The 18,077-nt window shown below is 65.6% G+C and carries 17 protein-coding genes; 3 read left to right on the forward strand and 14 right to left on the reverse strand.

Features of this window, described 5'->3' with window-relative positions:
• Positions 1-44: 44 nt before the first annotated feature.
• From CLM73_RS27935 to CLM73_RS29190, 3 genes are read left to right on the forward strand one after another with little or no spacing between them, the layout of a single operon-like run.
• Complete coding sequence (locus CLM73_RS27935) at positions 45-896, forward strand: biotin--[acetyl-CoA-carboxylase] ligase (protein ID WP_105241194.1); 852 nt, start codon at positions 45-47, stop codon at positions 894-896.
• Entirely contained in the window at positions 893-1,699 is an 807-nt protein-coding gene (locus tag CLM73_RS27940; protein ID WP_105241195.1) for a type III pantothenate kinase, read from the forward strand. Before CLM73_RS27935 ends, CLM73_RS27940 begins: the two co-directional genes overlap by 4 nt.
• A gap of 12 nt (positions 1,700-1,711) precedes the next feature.
• Positions 1,712-1,876, forward strand: coding sequence for a hypothetical protein (locus CLM73_RS29190; protein WP_199778215.1), 165 nt, complete (start codon positions 1,712-1,714; stop codon positions 1,874-1,876).
• A gap of 48 nt (positions 1,877-1,924) precedes the next feature.
• Here CLM73_RS29190 and CLM73_RS27945 read toward each other — a convergent pair whose 3' ends face one another.
• From CLM73_RS27945 to CLM73_RS28005, 14 genes are all read right to left on the reverse strand, one after another.
• Positions 1,925-3,214 (reverse strand): 3-deoxy-D-manno-octulosonic acid transferase, encoded by a 1,290-nt coding sequence (locus tag CLM73_RS27945; RefSeq protein WP_105241196.1) that lies wholly within the window; start codon positions 3,212-3,214, stop codon positions 1,925-1,927.
• Between the two features lies 1 nt (position 3,215).
• A complete protein-coding gene (gene waaC, locus CLM73_RS27950; RefSeq protein WP_056571182.1) occupies positions 3,216-4,253 on the reverse strand; it encodes a lipopolysaccharide heptosyltransferase I in 1,038 nt (345 codons plus the stop codon).
• A 179-nt stretch (positions 4,254-4,432) separates the two neighbouring features.
• Positions 4,433-5,305: an SDR family oxidoreductase gene (locus tag CLM73_RS27955; RefSeq protein ID WP_199778216.1), complete on the reverse strand. Its 873-nt coding sequence runs from the start codon at positions 5,303-5,305 to the stop codon at positions 4,433-4,435.
• Positions 5,302-7,161: a polysaccharide biosynthesis protein gene (locus tag CLM73_RS27960; protein ID WP_105241197.1), complete on the reverse strand. Its 1,860-nt coding sequence runs from the start codon at positions 7,159-7,161 to the stop codon at positions 5,302-5,304. Before CLM73_RS27960 ends, CLM73_RS27955 begins: the two co-directional genes overlap by 4 nt.
• An 86-nt stretch (positions 7,162-7,247) precedes the next feature.
• Positions 7,248-7,790, reverse strand: a complete 543-nt coding sequence (locus tag CLM73_RS27965; protein WP_234015768.1) for an acetyltransferase — start codon at positions 7,788-7,790, stop codon at positions 7,248-7,250.
• Positions 7,791-8,024: 234 nt separating this feature from the next.
• Positions 8,025-9,074, reverse strand: a complete 1,050-nt coding sequence (locus CLM73_RS27970; protein WP_105241198.1) for an MraY family glycosyltransferase — start codon at positions 9,072-9,074, stop codon at positions 8,025-8,027.
• A gap of 22 nt (positions 9,075-9,096) precedes the next feature.
• Positions 9,097-10,224 (reverse strand): non-hydrolyzing UDP-N-acetylglucosamine 2-epimerase, encoded by a 1,128-nt coding sequence (gene wecB, locus CLM73_RS27975; RefSeq protein WP_105241199.1) that lies wholly within the window; start codon positions 10,222-10,224, stop codon positions 9,097-9,099.
• The gene (locus tag CLM73_RS27980) at positions 10,217-11,227 is read right to left on the reverse strand and encodes a polysaccharide biosynthesis protein (RefSeq protein WP_105241200.1); all 1,011 of its coding nucleotides are present in this window, start codon (positions 11,225-11,227) and stop codon (positions 10,217-10,219) included. The genes wecB and CLM73_RS27980 overlap by 8 nt, the downstream gene beginning before the upstream one ends.
• An 18-nt stretch (positions 11,228-11,245) precedes the next feature.
• Entirely contained in the window at positions 11,246-12,112 is an 867-nt protein-coding gene (locus tag CLM73_RS27985; protein ID WP_105241201.1) for a dTDP-4-dehydrorhamnose reductase family protein, read from the reverse strand.
• Position 12,113: 1 nt separating this feature from the next.
• A complete protein-coding gene (locus CLM73_RS27990; RefSeq protein ID WP_105241202.1) occupies positions 12,114-13,355 on the reverse strand; it encodes a glycosyltransferase family 4 protein in 1,242 nt (413 codons plus the stop codon).
• On the reverse strand, positions 13,352-14,416 hold the full coding sequence (locus CLM73_RS27995; protein WP_158685947.1) for a glycosyltransferase: 1,065 nt from the start codon (positions 14,414-14,416) through the stop codon (positions 13,352-13,354). The genes CLM73_RS27990 and CLM73_RS27995 overlap by 4 nt, the downstream gene beginning before the upstream one ends.
• A gap of 64 nt (positions 14,417-14,480) precedes the next feature.
• On the reverse strand, positions 14,481-15,743 hold the full coding sequence (locus tag CLM73_RS29075; RefSeq protein WP_158685948.1) for a hypothetical protein: 1,263 nt from the start codon (positions 15,741-15,743) through the stop codon (positions 14,481-14,483).
• Between the two features lie 13 nt (positions 15,744-15,756).
• A complete protein-coding gene (locus tag CLM73_RS28000; RefSeq protein ID WP_158685949.1) occupies positions 15,757-16,737 on the reverse strand; it encodes an acyltransferase in 981 nt (326 codons plus the stop codon).
• Between the two features lie 86 nt (positions 16,738-16,823).
• Complete coding sequence (locus CLM73_RS28005) at positions 16,824-18,053, reverse strand: glycosyltransferase family 4 protein (RefSeq protein WP_105241205.1); 1,230 nt, start codon at positions 18,051-18,053, stop codon at positions 16,824-16,826.
• Between the last annotated feature and the right edge of the window lie 24 nt (positions 18,054-18,077).

Consider the following 18,077-nt stretch of genomic DNA (forward strand, 5'->3'; position numbering starts at 1 on the left):
CCCCGCAGCCGCGAGCGCGGCCCGCGTGCCCTACAATCGCGGCCATGCCCGCCCCCGTTTGCTCCATCGACCTGCCCGCCCCGGAAATGCTTGCCCGGACGCTGGCGGACCGCCTGCCCGCCTTCCAGGACGTCACCTGGACCGGCACCACCGGATCGACCAATGCCGACCTGCTGGCGCGTGCGCGTTCGGGCGCCGGCGCGGGCAAGCCCTGGCTGCTGGGCACCCATCAGCAGGACGCCGGCCGCGGCCGCGCCGGCCGTCCGTGGCAGAACCGCCAGGGATCCACGCTGATGTTCTCGTGCGCCTTCGACGTGCATCTGCCCGCCATGCAGCTGGCGGCGCTATCGCCGCTTGCCGGCGTGGCCGCCTGCGAAGCGCTGCGCACCGTTGCCGGGCCGGCGTCGCGGGGCCTCTGCATGAAATGGCCCAACGATATTCAATGGCACGACGCCAAGCTGGCCGGCATTCTTGTCGAGACCACCCGCAATCCGGGCGGCCGCGACACCGGCTACACCGTGGTGATCGGCATGGGCGTCAATCTTGCCGATGCGGCCGCGCTGTCGCTCGCCCTGGGCCGCGAAATCGCGGACTGGACGCAGGTGCAGGCCGGCGCCGCGCGCGCAGCGGTGGCCGCGGACCTGATCTGCGCCAGCGCCGCGGCGTGGCACGAGGCCGTCCGCGCGCTTGAGCGCGACGGCTTTGGCGCCTTCCGGCAGCGTTTCGACCAGGTGGACGCGCTGGCGGGCCGCAAGGTGAACGTGCTGGACAAGGGCGCTATTCTTCTAAGCGGCACCGCCTGTGGCGTGGACGAGCAAGGACGCCTGCTGGTGCAAACGCCCGAGGGCGCCACACCGATCTCGGTCGGTGAAATTTCGATTCGACGCCAAGCATGATTATTCTCATCGACTCCGGTAACAGCCGCCTCAAAGTGGGTTGGCTGGACGCCAGCAATCCGGACATGCCGCGCGAGCCCGCGGCCGTCGCTTTCGACGGCCTGGACCTGAACGCGCTGGATGACTGGCTTGCCGCCCTGCCCCGGCCGCCACGGCGCGCGCTGGGCGTGAATGTCGCTGGCGCGACGCGTGGCGACGCCATCGCGGCCATCCTGCAAAAGCACGGCTGCGCCGTCACCTGGTCGCCGTCGCAAGCGACGACGCTGGGTCTGGTCAACAGCTATCGCACCCCCACGCAGCTCGGCGCCGACCGCTGGGCCTCGCTGCTCGGCGTGCTGTCGCGCCTGCCGGGCACGCACCCGCCCTTCGTGCTGGCCAGCTTCGGCACCGCCACCACCATCGACACCGTCGGACCGGACAACGTCTTTGCGGGCGGCCTGATCCTGCCGGGCCCGGCCATGATGCGCACCTCGCTTGCCCACGGCACCGCCAACCTGCCCATCGCCAACGGCCAGGTCGTGCCCTACCCCACGGACACGCACGAGGCCATCGCCTCGGGCATCGCCGCCGCGCAGGCCGGCGCCGTCGTGCGCCAATGGCTGGCGGGCCGCCAGCGCTATGGCCAGACGCCGCAGATCTACGCGGCCGGCGGCGGCTGGCCCGAAGTGCACCAGGAAATCGAACGCTTGCTGGCCGATGCGGGCGGCGCGTTCGGCGCGACGCCGGTTCCGGTCTACCTGGACCATCCCGTTCTGGACGGACTGGCCGCCGTGGCGCGCGCCACCCTGAACACCACTCCCTGACGAAGGCCCGACATGCGCGTGCTCTTCATCCTGATCCTGCTGGCGAACCTGGGCGTCTATGCGCTGGGACAAGGCTGGCTGGGCGCCCGGCCCGAAGACGAAGGCCGCGATGCGCGGCGACTCAGCCAGGAATTGAATGCGGGCGCGGTCACACTCGCGCCGCGCAAATCGCCTTAACGGCCGAGGGTCGATCGGCCTCTTGCCTGCCGCAGGCCGATTTGTCTCTTAACGGCCCGGCGCCCGTCCATCCAGCCAGGGCCCCAACGCGGCCATCGTGCGCCCCGTCGCACCCGCATGCTGGTCGAACCACGTGCGGGCCGCCTTGCTCGCCGCTTGCCGGCGGGCCGTGTCATGCAGCAGCGCGATCGCCGCGTCCACCGCCTGCGCCGGATCGGCCGCGCGCAACGCGGCGCCCGCCTCGACAGCGTCTTCGGCCGCCTGCTTGAAATTGAACGTGTGCGGCCCGACGATGACGGGCACGCCCGCCGCGCAGGCTTCGATCAGGTTCTGGCCGCCCAGCGGCGCAAAGCTCCCGGCCACGATCGCGACGTCCGAGGCCGCGTAATAGAAGGCCATCTCGCCCAGCGTATTTCCCACCAGCACGGCAGCGTCCGGCGGCGGCAGCGTGCCTTCGGAACGGCGCGCAAAACCCACTTTCGCGTCCGACAGCAGCCGCGCGGCTTCGTCAAAGCGCTGGGGATGGCGCGGAATCAGCAGAAAAAGCGGCGCGCCCGGCACGGCCGCGTGCCGCTTGATCGCCTCGATGAACGGCGCATCCTCGCCCTCGCGCGTGCTGGCAACCGCGACGACCTGCCGGCCGAGCTGCGCGCGCCACGCGCGCCCCGCCTCAATCTGCGCGGGCGGCAGCACGAGGTCAAACTTGAGATTGCCGGTCACGACGGCCGCCGGCGCACCCGCCTCGGCCAGCCGTCCGGCATCTTCCGCCGTCTGCGCCAGCACCTTGTCCAACCCGGCCAGCGCCTCGCGCATCACGCCGCCCATCCGGCGCGCCTGCCGTAGCGACGACGCGGAATAGCGCGCGCTGACCAGCGCCATCGGCACCCGCGCCTGCCGCGCGGCGGCCAGCAGGTTGGGCCAGATCTCGCGTTCCATCAGGAGGCCGCAGCGCGGCCGATGCGCCGCCAGGAAGCGGCGGGTCGCGCCGGGAAAATCGTAGGGCAGCCAGACCTGCCGAAGTTGTCCCTGCGCGATGGCGTCCTTGAACAGACGCTCGCCTTCCGCGCGGCCGGTTGCCGTCGTATGCGTCAGCAGCACGGGCAGGCCGCGCGCCAGCAGCGCATTCAGCAATGGCAATGCGGCCCGGGTCTCGCCCAGGCTGACGGCATGCACCCAGACCGGGTTGTCCGGCAACACGGAGGCTGGATCGGAACGCCCGAAGCGCTCGGGCGAAAAGATCTCCCAGTGGCCGCCGGCGCGTTTGGCGCGGCGGGCCATCCAAAACCAGATCAGCGGCGCGAGAGCCCGAAGCCCAAGCGTGTAGACGCCGCGGTTCATGTCACTGCGCGGCGAGCGCCTGCTCGACCGAGGCCATCACGGCCTCGCGCGACGGCGAGGCGCCGCGGTCGCCCAGGCTGGCGGTGTAGTTGGAGCCGACGAGAGGGGTGCGCACGGGCGTGGACGCCCGGTAAATGCCGATCGTGGGACGGCCGAGCGCGGCGGAAAGGTGCGTGAGGCCGCTGTCCAGCCCCACCATCAGGCGCGCGCCAGCCAGCAGCTTGGCCACGGCGGACAGATCCATGCGGGGCATGACCTCGGCGCCTTCCATGCCGGCCACCAGCAGTTGAGCACGCTCGGCTTCCTGCTCGTTGCCGGCAAGCAGCTTTAACGTGCAACCGGCCTCGCGCAGGCGGCGGAACACCACGCGCCAGTCTTCCTCGGGCCACAGCTTGTCGTCACGGCTGGCCGACGGCATGATCACCGCATAGCCGCGATCGGTGTCCAGGTGGTGAAGCCGGGGCAGCTCGGCGGCGTTCAGGCCGCCGCTGCCCACTTCCACGACCGGCTCGGGCGCCTGGGTCGCCTGGCGCGCGAAGGCCTGCAGTCCAAAATCCGGCAGGCCGGCATGCTGATAGCCGAACGTCAGGCCTGCCAGTTTGCGCTGGCGGATCACCGCCGGCTGCCAGAACTCGACGCGATGACGCACGTTGTAGAACAGCGAGGCCAGCGGCTCGCGGGCAGAGCGCCAGTCCAGGCCGTGCTTGACGCCCTGCGTCTGGCGCACCAGCCACGCCGATTTCAGCAGGGCCTGCATGTCCAGCACCACGTCGTAGCGCACGGCGCGCAGCCGTTCACGCAGCGCGCGGCGCTCGGCCCGCACCTGGGCGGACCACCACGACTTGCGCCAGCGCCGGTGCGCGACCTTGATGATTTCGTTGACGGCGGGATGCCACGTCGGGATCTCGGCAAACGCTTCCTCGACGACCCAGTCGATCTGCGCGTCCGGCACGTGCCGGGCGATATCCGTGATCGCAGGCAGCATGTGGACGAGGTCGCCCAGCGAGGACGTGCGGACAATGAGAATGCGAGTGGGCATCAAGAAGAAAGCAGAGGTTCAGGCCGTGCGCAAGGGTCAATCACGATTGCATTGACCCGTTGGAAGGCGATGGAAAATCCCGAGAATTCCGGCAATTTACAACAAACCGTCCCCTCCATGAGTCTGGGGCGTCCCAAGGGGCAAAATTTTGCGCGGCGCGCGCAGGCGCGGGCAGAGGCCTACGGTTCGAATGCCGACGGCCGATAGCCCAGATCCCGTTGGGCGGCGTCATGCGGAAACACCAGGTCCTCGTTCATGCGTTCGGCCATGCCGACGGACCAATGCCGGTAGCGCGGCACACGCCGCACCACGGTCAGCGCAAGCTTGAAGACGCCCAGCGGCACCGTCAGGATGCGGGGCCGCTTGCCCATCGACGCGAACACCCGCGCGACCATCTCGCGGTAGTGCAGGGTTTCGCCGCCCGACAGGTTGTACGCCTGGTTGGCCGCCGCAGGCGCACTGACGGCCGCAACGCTGGCCGCGGCGATATCCGCGGCCTTGACGGGCTGCCGCAAGCCCCGCGCGGCGCCAAACACGGGAAACACGCCAAACCGGCGGATGAACCGGGCGATTTCGGAAATATTGCCGTCCTTCTCGCCGCCGTAGATCAGGGTCGGGCGCAGGATGACGTATTCGATGCCGGACGCTTCGGCCCATTCGATCAGGGCGGTCTCGGCGTCGATCAGCTTGCGAGCCAGGGCCTGCTCGGACTCCACCGAGGAAGACGTCTTCGTGAACCGGCTGGTCGACGACAGCGCGACGATGCGCTTGGCGCCGCTGGCGCGCAGCGCCTCGAAATACTGCGGCAGGATCCAGATGGGTGCCAGGGACACCCAGACAGGAATGTGTTCGCCGCCAAAGACCGATTCCGGCTTGCCCCCGGCATCGGGCAGCGCGCGCCACTGAACGCCGTCGTCCGTGGAGGAGCCGCGCCGGCGCGAATACGCGATGGGCGCGAATGCCTGGGCCTTGAGCTCGGCGAGCAGCGCGGCGCCCACCAGGCTGGTCGCACCCAGCACGCCGACACGGCGCGTATCGATGCCGGCCGTCATGGCGACTCCGCCGTGCGCGCGGCTGCGGCCGCAACGTCCTCGTGCCCATTGACATGGACCTTCGGCGTGTACTCCGGCACCCACCGCAACAGACCCGCGCGAACAACCTCGTCGGCGAACGTCTTTCCGCTTTCCAGCCACGCGGTCAATTCGCGCAGGAAATCCGTTGGCACCGGGCGGGAGCGCGCGATGCGCAATTTCGTATGCGGCGTCGGCTGCGTCTGTTCGCAATCGGCAAGCAATTCTTCGTAGAGCTTCTCGCCCGGGCGCAATCCGGTGAACTCGATCCTGATCTGATCTTCGTCGTATCCCGACAGCCGGATCATGTTGCGCGCCAGGTCCACGATCTTGACCGGATAGCCCATGTCCAGCACGTGGATTTCGCCCCCCTCGCCCATCGCGGCCGCCTGCAGCACCAGCTGCGCGGCCTCGGGAATGGACATGAAATAGCGGGTAATGTCCGGGTGGGTGACCGTCACGGGCCCGCCATGCTGGATCTGCTGGTGGAACTTGGGAATGACGCTGCCGGTGCTTCCCAGCACGTTGCCGAAGCGAACGATACCGAAACGCGTGACCCCGTTCTCGGCATGAAAGGCCTCGCAGACCATTTCCGCCAGTCGCTTGGTGGCGCCCATCACATTGGTCGGATTGACAGCCTTGTCGGTGGAGATCAAGACAAACCGCTCTGCCTTGTGCCGTTGCGCGCACTGGGCCACGACCAGCGTGCCGCCCACGTTGTTGCGCACCGCCTGCCAGGCGTTGTCGACTTCCATCAGCGGAACATGCTTGTACGCCGCGGCGTGGAAGATCACCTGCGGCCGGTAGCGCGCAAAGATCTCGTCCATGCGGTCCGCGTCCTTCACGTCGCCCGCCAGCGTGACCAGGCTGACGCCGGGCCAATGTTGCGAAAACCACTGCTCGATCACGTAGAGCGCGTATTCGCTGCTCTCGACCAGCACGACGCGCGCGGGCGCGAAACGCACCAGCTGATGGCACAGTTCGCTGCCGATCGACCCGCCCGCGCCCGTGACGAGCACCGTGGTGCCCCTGAGCATCGTACTCACATTGGCCGTGTCGATCTGCACCGGGTCGCGACCCAGCAGATCCTCGATTTCCACGGGCCGCATCTGGCTGATGGCGACGCGGCCGCTCATCAGGTCGTCCACTTCAGGCAGCACGAAGACCTGCGCGCCCGAATGCACGGCCAGCTCGGTCACGCGGCGCTTGACCTCGGCCGCCGCGCTCGGCATCGCCAGGATGATGTGCCGCGCCTTGAACTCCTGCAGCACGCCCGGCAGGCTGTCCAGCGAGCCCACGACCGGATAGCCCCCCAGCTCACGGCCCCACTTTTTGCGATTGTCATCGACCAGCGCCACGACCTGCCATTCCGGACTGCGCTCCAGCTCGCGCACCAGCGAGGCCGCGCGGCTGCCGGCGCCCACCAGCACGACCGGCTTGCCCTGGGCGATCAGGCCGCCGTACAGGCGGTGTTCCTTCCACATCCGCCACGTGGCCCGGCCACCGCCCATGAACAGCAGCAGCAGCAGCGGATAGAGCAGGAACAGCGAGCGGGGAATCGAATACGAGGGCGGGACCAGATTGGCCACGATCAGCAGCGCGATTGCCGACACCGCCACGGCCTTGAGCACGCGCTTCAGATCCGGCAGGCTGGCGAACAACCAGATGCCGCGATAGAGGCCGGCCCAGCGGCAGGCGATGGCGTGAACGACAAGCAGCAGCGGCAGGCCGAACAGCATCTGATCGCCATAGCCGATCGGCCATTCGAAATTGAACCGCAGCAGAAAACCACCCACCCATGCGACGAGCGCCGCAAACAGGTCGAATAGAAACACCATGAGTGAACGAAATGCGATGGGTAACGGCACGGTCTACGTCCTGCTGCGTCCAGTTAAAGGATTGACAACAAATTCGGTCAAGCGAATCAACTGCTCAGCGCGGTTCCCGGCGGATACACCGTTTCGGGGGGAACGACCACGCCATACCCCGCGCAGCACCCGGCCTGCAGCCAGGCGCCCGCGCCGATCTTCACCCCGCCGGCCAACTGCACGCCGGTACCCAGGTGCGCGTAGCTGTCCAGATGGGTGTCGTGATCCGCGGTGCTGTGCGCATTCAGGATCGACGCCCTTCCAATATAGGCACTGGCGCCGACCATCGCCATCGCCAGGATGGCCGTACCCGCTTCGATGGTGGCGCTGGGGCTCACGGACGCCGCAGGATGGATCACGGTTGCCAGAGGCAGCCCCGCATCCTGGATGGCCGTGACCCAGGTGGCGCGCAACGCATTGTTGCCCACCGCCGCAATCGCTTGCGCATCGTTGGCCGCCAGACCGCTCAAACCGGCAAGGTTGGACACGACCTTGTGCCCCGAGGCCTCCTGGATGGCCGGCCAGCGGTCGTCAACGAACAGGATCTCCTGCCAGTTTCCGCTGAGTTCGGCGGCCTCGGCCACCGCGCGCCCGTGCATACCCGCCCCGATAATCACTAGCGATCTCGCCATCGTCTCTTTTTGTCCCTTTTTGCCGCCACGGCCGAGCGGCATCTGCCGGCAATCGTGCTGCTCGTTCTACGTGGCGCCTGGTCTTCGTGATTCCGATTCAAGACACGAAACGGAAGTGTAGCAATACGGCTTACGCCCAGCGCGGGCAGAGTAGCGCCCCCGGCCGGGTTGCGGCTGCGCCGCGCGGCCTCAAGTGCAGCCTTAAGACGCCTGCGGACGCTGCCCGGCGTTCTCGGGCTGCCCGGCCTTGCAGCCTATCGCAAGCGCCAGCAGGGGACCATACGCCAACGGCACGCCTGCCACCGGCGACATCCAGCCACGCGCCACGCACAGCGCAATGGGAAACAGCCAGAACACATTCAGCGCAATGACCGTCAGCAGGACCGGCTTGTGCGCGCCCACCCGGCGCGTCGCATGCTGATAGGCGTGCATGCGATGGGCGAGATAAACGCGCTCGCCCCGTCCAAGCCGTCGCAGCAGCGTCCAGGTTGCGTCCACCACAAACACGCCCAGCAGGATGATCCATGCCCACAACAGGACGGGTTGCTGCCACGCGGCCTGAAGCGCCAGCCCACCCAGCACGATCCCCAAAAAGCTGCTGCCCGCGTCGCCCATGAATATGCGCGCCGGCGGGAAATTCCACAACAGAAATCCGACCACCGCGGCGGCCAGCAGCAACGGCGCCACAACCGCGCCGTCATGGCCGGTCAGAACATAGAGCGCGCTGCCGCCCACGGCCACACAGATCGCTTCGGAAGCCGCCAGGCCGTCGATGCCATCCATGAAGTTGTAAAGATTGAGCAGCCACACCAATGCGAAAACGCCCAGCACGCTGGCGGCTGCCGCCCAGAACGCGGACGCCTGGCCGAACACGCCGGCCGGCAAACCGCCAAACCACGCCATCAGCCACGCGGCGCTGCCGAAATGAATCAGCAGACGCCACCGCACGGCAACATGGCCGCGATCGTCCAGAAATCCGATGACGGCAACTGCCGTGCCCGCCCCGCCCAGCGCAATGGCCGTGACCGCAGGCAGGAGTCCGAGCACGACGAGCACCGGCAGGCCGAGCAGAAAGCTCAGCACGAACGCCACGCCGCCGCCGCGCGGGGTCGTCACCACATGCGAACTGCGGCTGTTCGGGACGTCGAGCAGGCTGCGGCTGGCCAGCGCGTACCGGCGCAGCGCGCCGGTCACGAACCAGGCCAACCCCAAGGCTGCCGCCAGAATGCACCAGAAAATCACTGTAGGCATGATTCGGCAGTCAGGAGATGGTTCAGGACTTCGACCACACGGTCCGGTTCACATAGTCCGTATAGCTCAGCACCACGCGCACGACCTGCTTGGACACCGGGCCGCCTTCGTAGTCCTTGACCACCGGAATCACGCGTTCGCCGCGACGGTGCTGGCTGGTGACCACGCGAACCGCGTCGGCAACCCGCTCCGCCTTCAGGCCGCTCATGATCAACGTGCCTTCGTCCATGCCCTCGGGACGTTCGTGCGCATTGCGCACGGTGATCGCCGGCAGATTCAGCAGCGAGGCCTCCTCCGTGATCGTGCCGCTATCGGACAGCACGCAGAATGCGCCCATCTGCAGCTTGATGTAGTCGAGCAAGCCAAAGGGTTTCACGAAGCGGATCAACGGATGATCCAGCGCGTCGCCCAACGCCTCCAGGCGTTTGCGGGTGCGCGGGTGAGTCGACACGATGATGGGGAATTCATACGTGTCGGCAAGGTGGCGCAGCGTGTCGAGCAGATCGCGCAGGTTCTCCGGCGTGTCGACGTTTTCCTCGCGGTGCACGCTGACCAGGAAAAACTTGTCCTCGGTGAGCCCTTCGCGCACCAGCACGTCCGACTTCTGGACGTCGTCCATGTAGTACGCCAGCACTTCCTGCATGTGCGAGCCGGTCTTGATGATCGTCTCGGGGCGGATGCCTTCGGCGATCAGGTAGCGACGCGCATGTTCCGTCAGGACCATGTTGATGTCGCTCAGGTGATCGAGCACCTTGCGATTCAGCTCTTCGGGCACGCGCTGATCGAAACAGCGATTGCCGGCTTCCATGTGGAACACCGGAATCTTGCGGCGCTTGGCGGCGATCACCGCCAGGCAGGTGTTCGTGTCGCCATAAAGCAGCAGAGCGTCCGGCTTTTCCTGTTCGAAGATCTCGTCGGACTTGATGATGACGTCGCCGATCGTCTTGGCCGCGGTGTCGCCCGCCGCCCCCAGGAAATAATCGGGCTTGCGAATCTGCAGGTCGTCGAAGAAAACCTGGTTCAGCTCGTAATCGTAATTCTGGCCGGAATGCACCAGCACGTGATTGACCTGGGCATCCAGTTCTGCAATGACACGGCTCATCTTGATGAGTTCCGGACGCGTGCCAACCAGCGTCATGACCTTAAGCATCGATCTGCCCCCGGATGTATTCCAGATTCAACAGCAACTTCTTCACACCTTCGACATCCAGACGCTCCGTGTTGTGCGACGTGTAATCGTCCAACTCGGAAATCTCGGTTTCGCCTTCGACAAAATACTTCTTGTAGTTCAGATCCCGGTTATCGGCGGGAATGCGGTAATAGCGGCCCATGTCCTCGGCCTTGGCCATTTCCTCGCGCGAAATCAGCGACTCGTACAGCTTTTCGCCGTGCCGCGTGCCGATCACCTTGAGCGGGCTATTGCCGCCGATCAGTTCCTTGAGCGCGACCGCCAGGTCAGCAACGGTGGAAGCCGGAGCCTTCTGCACGAAGATGTCGCCTTGCTGCGCGTGCTCGAACGCATGCAGCACCAGATCCACCGAATCTTCCAGCGACATCAGGAAGCGCGTCATGTTGGGATCGGTGACGGTCAGCGGTTCGCCGTTCTTCAACTGGCTGATGAACAGCGGGATCACCGAACCGCGCGACGCCATCACGTTGCCGTAACGCGTCGCGCAGATCACCGGGCCGGATTTGACGGCAACGCGCGACTTGGCCACGACCAGCTTCTCGGCCATCGCCTTGGAGATGCCCATCGCATTGATGGGATACACCGCCTTGTCGGTGCTCAGCACGACGACGCGGTGCACGCCGGCGGCAATCGCCGCGTTCAGGACGTTCTCCGTGCCGATCACGTTGGTCTTGACCGCTTCCATCGGGTAGAACTCGCAGGACGGCACCTGCTTGAGCGCCGCCGCGTGAAACACGTAGTCCACGCCGATCATCGCCTGCGCGATGCTGTCGTAGTCGCGCACGTCGCCGATGTGGAACTTGACCTTGTCGTCGGCCAAGGCAATACGCATGTCCTCTTGCTTCTTTTCGTCGCGGCTGAAGACGCGGATCTCCTGCACATTCGTGGAGAGAAAGCGCTTGAGCACCGTGTGTCCAAAAGACCCGGTGCCGCCGGTAATCATGAGAACTTTGTTGTCGAACATAAATTAACCATTAATCCGTTAGGGGACGAGGCGATGCGCGTGCATTTCCCGAATCAGTTCCGGCCACGACGGAGGCACATAACCCGTCGCCTGCAAGAGGCGGGTGGCATCCAGCGATCGGTCGATCTTCAACTGGTCATCTGCAATGATGTCGATGTCCTTGCCGTACACCTGCGCCACGAGCTTGAGAAGCGAATACTTGTCGATCGGGGCGACCGCGCAGTGATACAGGCCGTGCAGTTCGGGATGGGGAATCACGAAGTCCTTCATCACCCGCGCCAGCTCGGTGGTCGGCAGACCGGAAAACACGGCGCGGGTAAATCCCTTCACGGGCCCCGGCTGCGACAGGAACCAGTCCACCAGCGCCACATTGCTGCCCAATTCGTGGCCAATGATCGACGTGCGCAGGGTGATGGCGTTGGCATCGGACGTCAACTCGCCAATGTACTTCGACTTGCCGTACAGGTCCTCGGCATCGGAGGGATCCGATTCCAGGTACATGCCCTTGCGTCCATCGAACACGCAGTCGGTGCTGACGTGGATCAGGCGGGCCGACGCCAGCGCGCACAGGCGCGACAGGCGGTGCGGCAGCATGGCGTTCACCGGCAGCGCCGCCAGGGGATCCTTGGCATCTGCCAGCTGCTTGATCAGCCCGATACAGTTGATGACCACGTCCGGCTTCACACGGCTCATCACCGACACGAGGGAATCGTTGTCCAGCACGTCGATGCCGGTCAGCAGATTCTTGCGGTGGCGCTCATCGAAGTAGCGCAGGCCCGCCGCGCCGCGCAGCGTGCCCCACGTCTCGAATGCCGGATCTTCGCTGAACCGCGCGAAAACCGCGCTACCCAGCATGCCCGTTACTCCTAGAACCAAAATTTTCATGCTAAGCCTTCTCTTTCAAATCGAGTTTCTCAGAAAGAATACTCACTAATCGGTCGACCTGACGGGTTATCTCGTAATGCTCAAGGTAGAACCGGCGGCCGGAGTCGGCAAGCGCCTCGCGCTCGCGCTCATCCATGGCGCGCAGGCGGTCGATGCAGTCGGCCAGCCCATCCGAATCCTCGGCGGCGCACACCAGCCCGGCGCCCGCGTCACGAATGACCTCTGCGCCCGCCCCGTCCAGCGCGCCGATGATCGGCCGGCCCGCTGCCAGGTAGGCCTGCACCTTGCTGGGAATCGTCTGCGCCAGGATGGCGTCCCTATTTAACGTGACCAGCAACGCGCCCGCCCTGTCAAAGATATGCGGCATCTGGTCATTGGGGAAGCGGCCGGCCAGCACGACGTTCGACAGGCCCTCGCGCTCGACCTCGTCGCGGATTCGTCCAAGCATGCTGCCACTGCCCACCAGCACGATCCTGCAATCGCTGCGCCCCTTCAGTTTGCGCGCCGCGGCAAGAATCGTGTGTAACGACTGGGCAGTCCCAAGGTTACCCGCAAAGACGACGCAGAAACTGGCCTCCAGCGTCGTCAGCAGAGAGGCCGGCAGTGTGCAGGGGCTGAATGTCGCGGTGCGGGGATCGGGGCTTGAATTGGGGTAATAGACGATCTTGCGGTCGGAAGACAGTCGCGCGACAGGCTCGCGGAACGCCTTGGACTGCACCAGCAGCAATGATGCGGCCCCATATATCGCGCGCACCATCATTCCCACGCCCGCAAGAATCGTGCGGTTTCGCACGAACCCGGTCGCGCTCAGACTTTCGGGCCAGAGGTCCTGGATCCAGATTGCCAGGGGCAGCTTCTTGCGCCATTTCAGGTAGATCGCGGGGATGACCGACGTGATCGGAGAAAACGCCACTGCCAGCACGACGTCGAAATCCTTGTGCCCCACGGCCCGGTATCCATGGCGCAGTCCGTTGACGACGAACGACAGGTAATTGAGCACCAGATTCTTGCCGCCGCCCGCGCGCCGCGTGCGCAGCGGCACCCGGTGAATCACCGTGCCGTCATCCCATTGCTCGGTCGTGCAACCTTGCTCGGTGTAGCCGTCGAAGATCTTGCCGTCGGGATAGTTGGGCTTGCCGGTCAGCACCTCGACCACATGCCCCTGCGCCGTCAACGCGCGCACGAAGTCGTTGATGAAGAACTGTTCCGGCCAGAAATACTGGCTGACGATCAGGATTCTCACAAGGCGCTCGCTGCTGAGGAATCGGCGCGCAGCCGGGCCCAGAACTGGGCGGGTGTCTCGGGCGCCACGACCGGGCTGGGCGCGGCAAGCTGACGCTGCACCGCCCGCGCGATCGAGGTGGCCGAGGCCGGATCGAATGTCTGGACCGGCACGCACACGTCGCGCACATAATCGAGTTCGGACGCCACGATCGGCAGCCCGGCCTTGGTCGCCTCGATCAGCGGCAGGCCAAACGATTCGCCAAACGACGGGAACACCAGCGCGCCGGCCTGCGCATACAGCGCCGCCACGCCTTCCCGGGTCAGTTCGCCCTGGTTCTCGACCCGCAGCCCGTGGCGGGCGGCGACGGCCAGGAGCTCCTGCGCCAGGATCTTGTCCCGCGGGCCCAGTGTCAGGACGAGCGACGGACGCAAACCGTCCTCGGCCAGCAGCCGCCATGCGTCGAGAAGGCGCCGATGGTTCTTGTGCGCCACGCCGTCGGCCACGTAGACAAAATCCCACTTGCGCGTGCGGTCCGTCTGCCCCGCCGGATTGGCGGCGGTGATGTCGGCCACGAAGGGCGCGATCCGGACGGGCGGCTGGTGCGCGGAGGCGCCCAGCCAATCCAGCACCTCGCGGCGCATGGTCGGCGTCTGAACCACGTATTCCGAGACCCGATGGCGGAAGAACCGCCCGATCGACCGTTCGAAGATCAGGCGCAGCCGCGTGGGCAGCGGAAACTGCGACAGACGCACCCCGCGCAGGTAATTGCGATTCTGCAAAAACACGACGACGCGCGCGCGCGACGGCAGCACCGGCGGCAGGCCATGAAAGCAGAAAAGAATGGCGTCTCGTCCGGCGGCACGGCGCGCCGCGAATTCGCCCTTCAGGCGGGCCAGCGCCGTTGGCTCGACCCAATGCACGGCGGCGCCCTCGGGAATGTCGAACCGCTGCCGGTTGCGGGCATCCAGGAACAGGCGCAGCGGCGAACCTGCCGGCCATGCGCCCAACAGCGCCTGCAGCAGCACGAGACCGCCGCCGGTATGCACGTTGGGCGCGTAAAGGACAACTTCTACAGCCATGATCGGTAGCAGCTTATGGGCATGGGTATGCGGGAACTGGCGTTGCCGTGCGGGCAAGCCAGCGTCAGAGCCCCTCCAGGATCTTGCCGAAGCGATGCGCGATCCGGTTGCCGCTGAATGTATCGCGGTAGGCCTGATCGCACCAGTCGGCCCCGTCCTTGCGCAGGACATGGTCCACCGCGCCTTCCACCGCCTTCTCGATATCTTCGACATCGGACGGCCGGGCGTGCCAGCATCCCAGCTGTTTCATGGCGTCCTCGGAACCGCCAGGCGGCGTCAGGCCAACGATGGGCGTATCCGCGCCGATATAGTCGGACAGCTTGCTGGGCAAAAACAGGTTCTGGCGCACGTTGGCTTCGATGAGCAGCAGAATGTCCGCGTCGTACATCTGCTCCAGCGATTCGACGAACGTCACGTTGCCGACGGCGCGCACGGTGCCCTCCGGCAGGCTCTTGGCCGCCTCGGTGGCGAGCATCTCGGGCGGCACCAGGCCGATCAGTTCGACGCACAGCACACCGCGCAGGTCCGGCCGCCGCTCGAACAGGCGCGCCAGCGCCTGAAACAGCGGTTCGGGCGAACGGCGGCCATACAGCACGCCCACATAGCGCATCACGATGCGATCGTTCCTTGCCTTCGGGCGCTGCGGAAACAGCGCTTCGTCGAAGGCATGGGGAATCACATCGGTACGGCGGCGCACGGATTCGGGCTGCCCCTGCATCATCAGGTCCAGGGAATAGCGCGAGCTGTGGACGATGAAATCCGCGGCTGCGATCGCGCGCGGCTCGTGCCGGGCATTCCACATCTTGGTCAGCCGGCTGACTTCCAGGGGATTGCCGGCCCAGGGGTCGCTGAACTGCGCCAGCCACTTCACGTTGCGCCGCGCCTTCTTCACGCGGGTCATCACCGCGTTGATCGAATGAAACGGCGACCACGTCATCACGGCGTCGTACTGGGAGAGGTCCGTGTCCATGAGCTTGCTGTACGCGGATTCGCGCAGCACGGTCATCAGGTCCGGCACCCGGTCCAATTTGCGAATGGAAGAGCGCAGCAGGGTCATCAGACCCTTCGCGGGCCGCAGGCGATCGATCCTGCCGAAGGTCTTCTCGGCAAACGGAAGCAGGCTGTGGTCCAGCGGCAATTCAGCGCAGAACGAATCGGCGCACAGCACGTCGACGTCGTAGCCGGACCGCGCAAGCGCCGCCATGGGCTTGTAGACGGCCGCGGTCATCTGCACCTGCATGGGCGGAAAAGCGTAGCTGAAAAGAAGAATCTTGCCTTTGCGCGAGCCGGTGGCTGCCCCGCTCGAGCTGGCGTTCGGTTGGTCCATGATGTTTGAAACGTTATCCGGCAACACGGCTGGCTCCCGGAATCAGGCGAATTGCGGCCGCGATGAGGCCGCTGATGAAAAAGGTGCTCAATGAGATCAGCAGGATCACAAGGCCAGTGTGCAGATGCTCAGACGCGACGCGGATCGCGCCGCTAAAGCGCACATGCTCCAGCACGGCCACATGCACGAAAAATATGATGAAGGCACGGTCGCTCAGCCATTTCGCGATCGCCGCCGCCCGGCCGGACAGATCGACCGTCACGAACGCCAGAAACGCGGCGATCGATGCGATGATGACATTGGGCGTGAAATAGACGTAGGCGTGTTCGACCGCCACGCCGGCCTTTTCGCTCAAGCGCCACGTCAGGTAGAACGTGATCGCGGAGCAAACCGCGTAGACGGTAATGCACGCCCACCGCGGGATGGACTTGCGGTCGATCCCGGCCAGCAGGCCGCCCAGGATGAACAATCCGCCATACCCGAGAAAGCTGGTGAGCTGCATGATCCGCAGCACCGGCAGCGGCCAATACATCGGCACGCAGGTGACGGCGAACCAGACCACAAAGAAGTAGACACCCAGCGCCGGCCGGCTGCGCAGCACTTCATAGATGGCTTGCAGGAAAGGCAGCAGGATGTACAGCCCGCAGATCATGTACACGAACCACAGGTGGTACACCGCGGGTTCGGAGAACATCGAGAGCAGGCCCGCGCCGTAGCCACCGAGCGCATTGTTGCGGTACAGGTACGCGGCGCTCCAGAAGACCAACGGGATGAACACCTTCAAGACCCGGCGCAGGATGCTGCCGGTCGACACCACCGGCATGCCCGGCCGCAGCAGCATCGCGCCTGAAATCATCACAAAGAGCGGGACCGCCACGCGCACGGCTGAATCCAGCGCGTTGGCCGACAACCAATCGGACAACGGGCTCTTGCCGAACGCATAGAACGCGACGCCGCAGGAGTGGATGAGGATGACGCCATAGATGGAGACCACGCGGCACAGATCCGCCCAGGCCGCTCTCTGCCTGCCCGGCGCGCCCGCTGGATCCCCGATCCCGGTCGTCAACGTATCCACAGCTGTCATTTTCCCGACTGCCTTCCCTGGATCACACGTTCGTAAACGTCCACCATACGCTGCGCCTGCAGGCGTATGTCGTAGTGCTGCTCCGCCAGCTGGCGCGATCGTTCGCCCCGTGCCAGCCGCTCCTGCGGGTCGGCAATCAGGCGCTCCATCGCCGCCGCCAGCGCCGCCGCGTCGCGGGACGGCACGGCCAGCCCCGCTTCCGGCGTGAACACGACTTCGGGCAAGGCAGTGCCTTCGAAGCAGATCGTGGGCTTACCGCAAGCCATCGCCTCGACGGCCATCAACCCGAAGGAATCCGCCAGAGAAGGCATCAGGAACAGGTCTGTCGCACTATAGACGTCCTGCATCACGCCATCGTCATTCGTCCAGCCTAGTTCGACAACCTGGAACCTTTCCTTGAACTTGTCGACGCGGCCCTTGTCGTTCAGCGTCAGCAGACAGATGGGCACCTGCGTCTGCAGGCGGTCCAGCGCCTCGATCACATACTGCAGGCCCTTGAAGTCGTTGACCACGGACCGGAAGCACAGGACCAGCCGATGCGGCTCGATGCCCAGGCGGGCCTTTGCCGCGGCCTGATCCGCCGGTTTGAAGAAATCGAGATCCAGCCCGAACGGCACCTTGTGGACGGTCACCCCTTCCATCAGGGGCGACTGCCGCACCATGTTTTCCATCCAGCTCGAGGCCACCAGGACTTCAAAGTTGGACCGCCGGTAGGCAGACCGCTTGAGCCGGAAGTTCAGCGCGGTCGTGTCGCGCTGGATCGCGAAATCGGTCTTCAGGTCAGGGCACTGGCCGCAGCCGGTCTTCCAGCGCTGGCACGAAAACGGATGGATGCAGTGGCCGGTCATCGCCCACGGATCATGCAGGGTCCACAGCGAGGGCTTGTCTGCCGTCATCGCGGGCAGCGACTGCATGCTGAGAAAGCCTGAATGAATGATGTGATAGTGGACCAGGTCCGCCTCGCGGAACGCGTCCAGGCGGCGCATGTGCATGCCGTTCGAATACAGCTGCGACTGCAGGGAAAGCACCTTCTCCACGCCGCGCGTCAGCCGGTTGACCTTGCGCTGCAGCGTGCCGTGCAGGCTCACGACGCCTTCTTCCTGGCGGTCCTGCTCCCATACGAAATGTTTGGACGAAACACCAAGCGCCTCAAGATGAGGCTTCAGGGACAGCCCATTGAAGCGGCGTCCCGGCGACTGGTACCCGTTGACTTGCAAAACTTTCATGCTGTGTCCGTCAATCCTCTCAAG

The organism is Achromobacter spanius, assembly GCF_002966795.1.
Taxonomy (GTDB): Bacteria; Pseudomonadota; Gammaproteobacteria; order Burkholderiales; family Burkholderiaceae_B; genus Achromobacter; species Achromobacter spanius_D.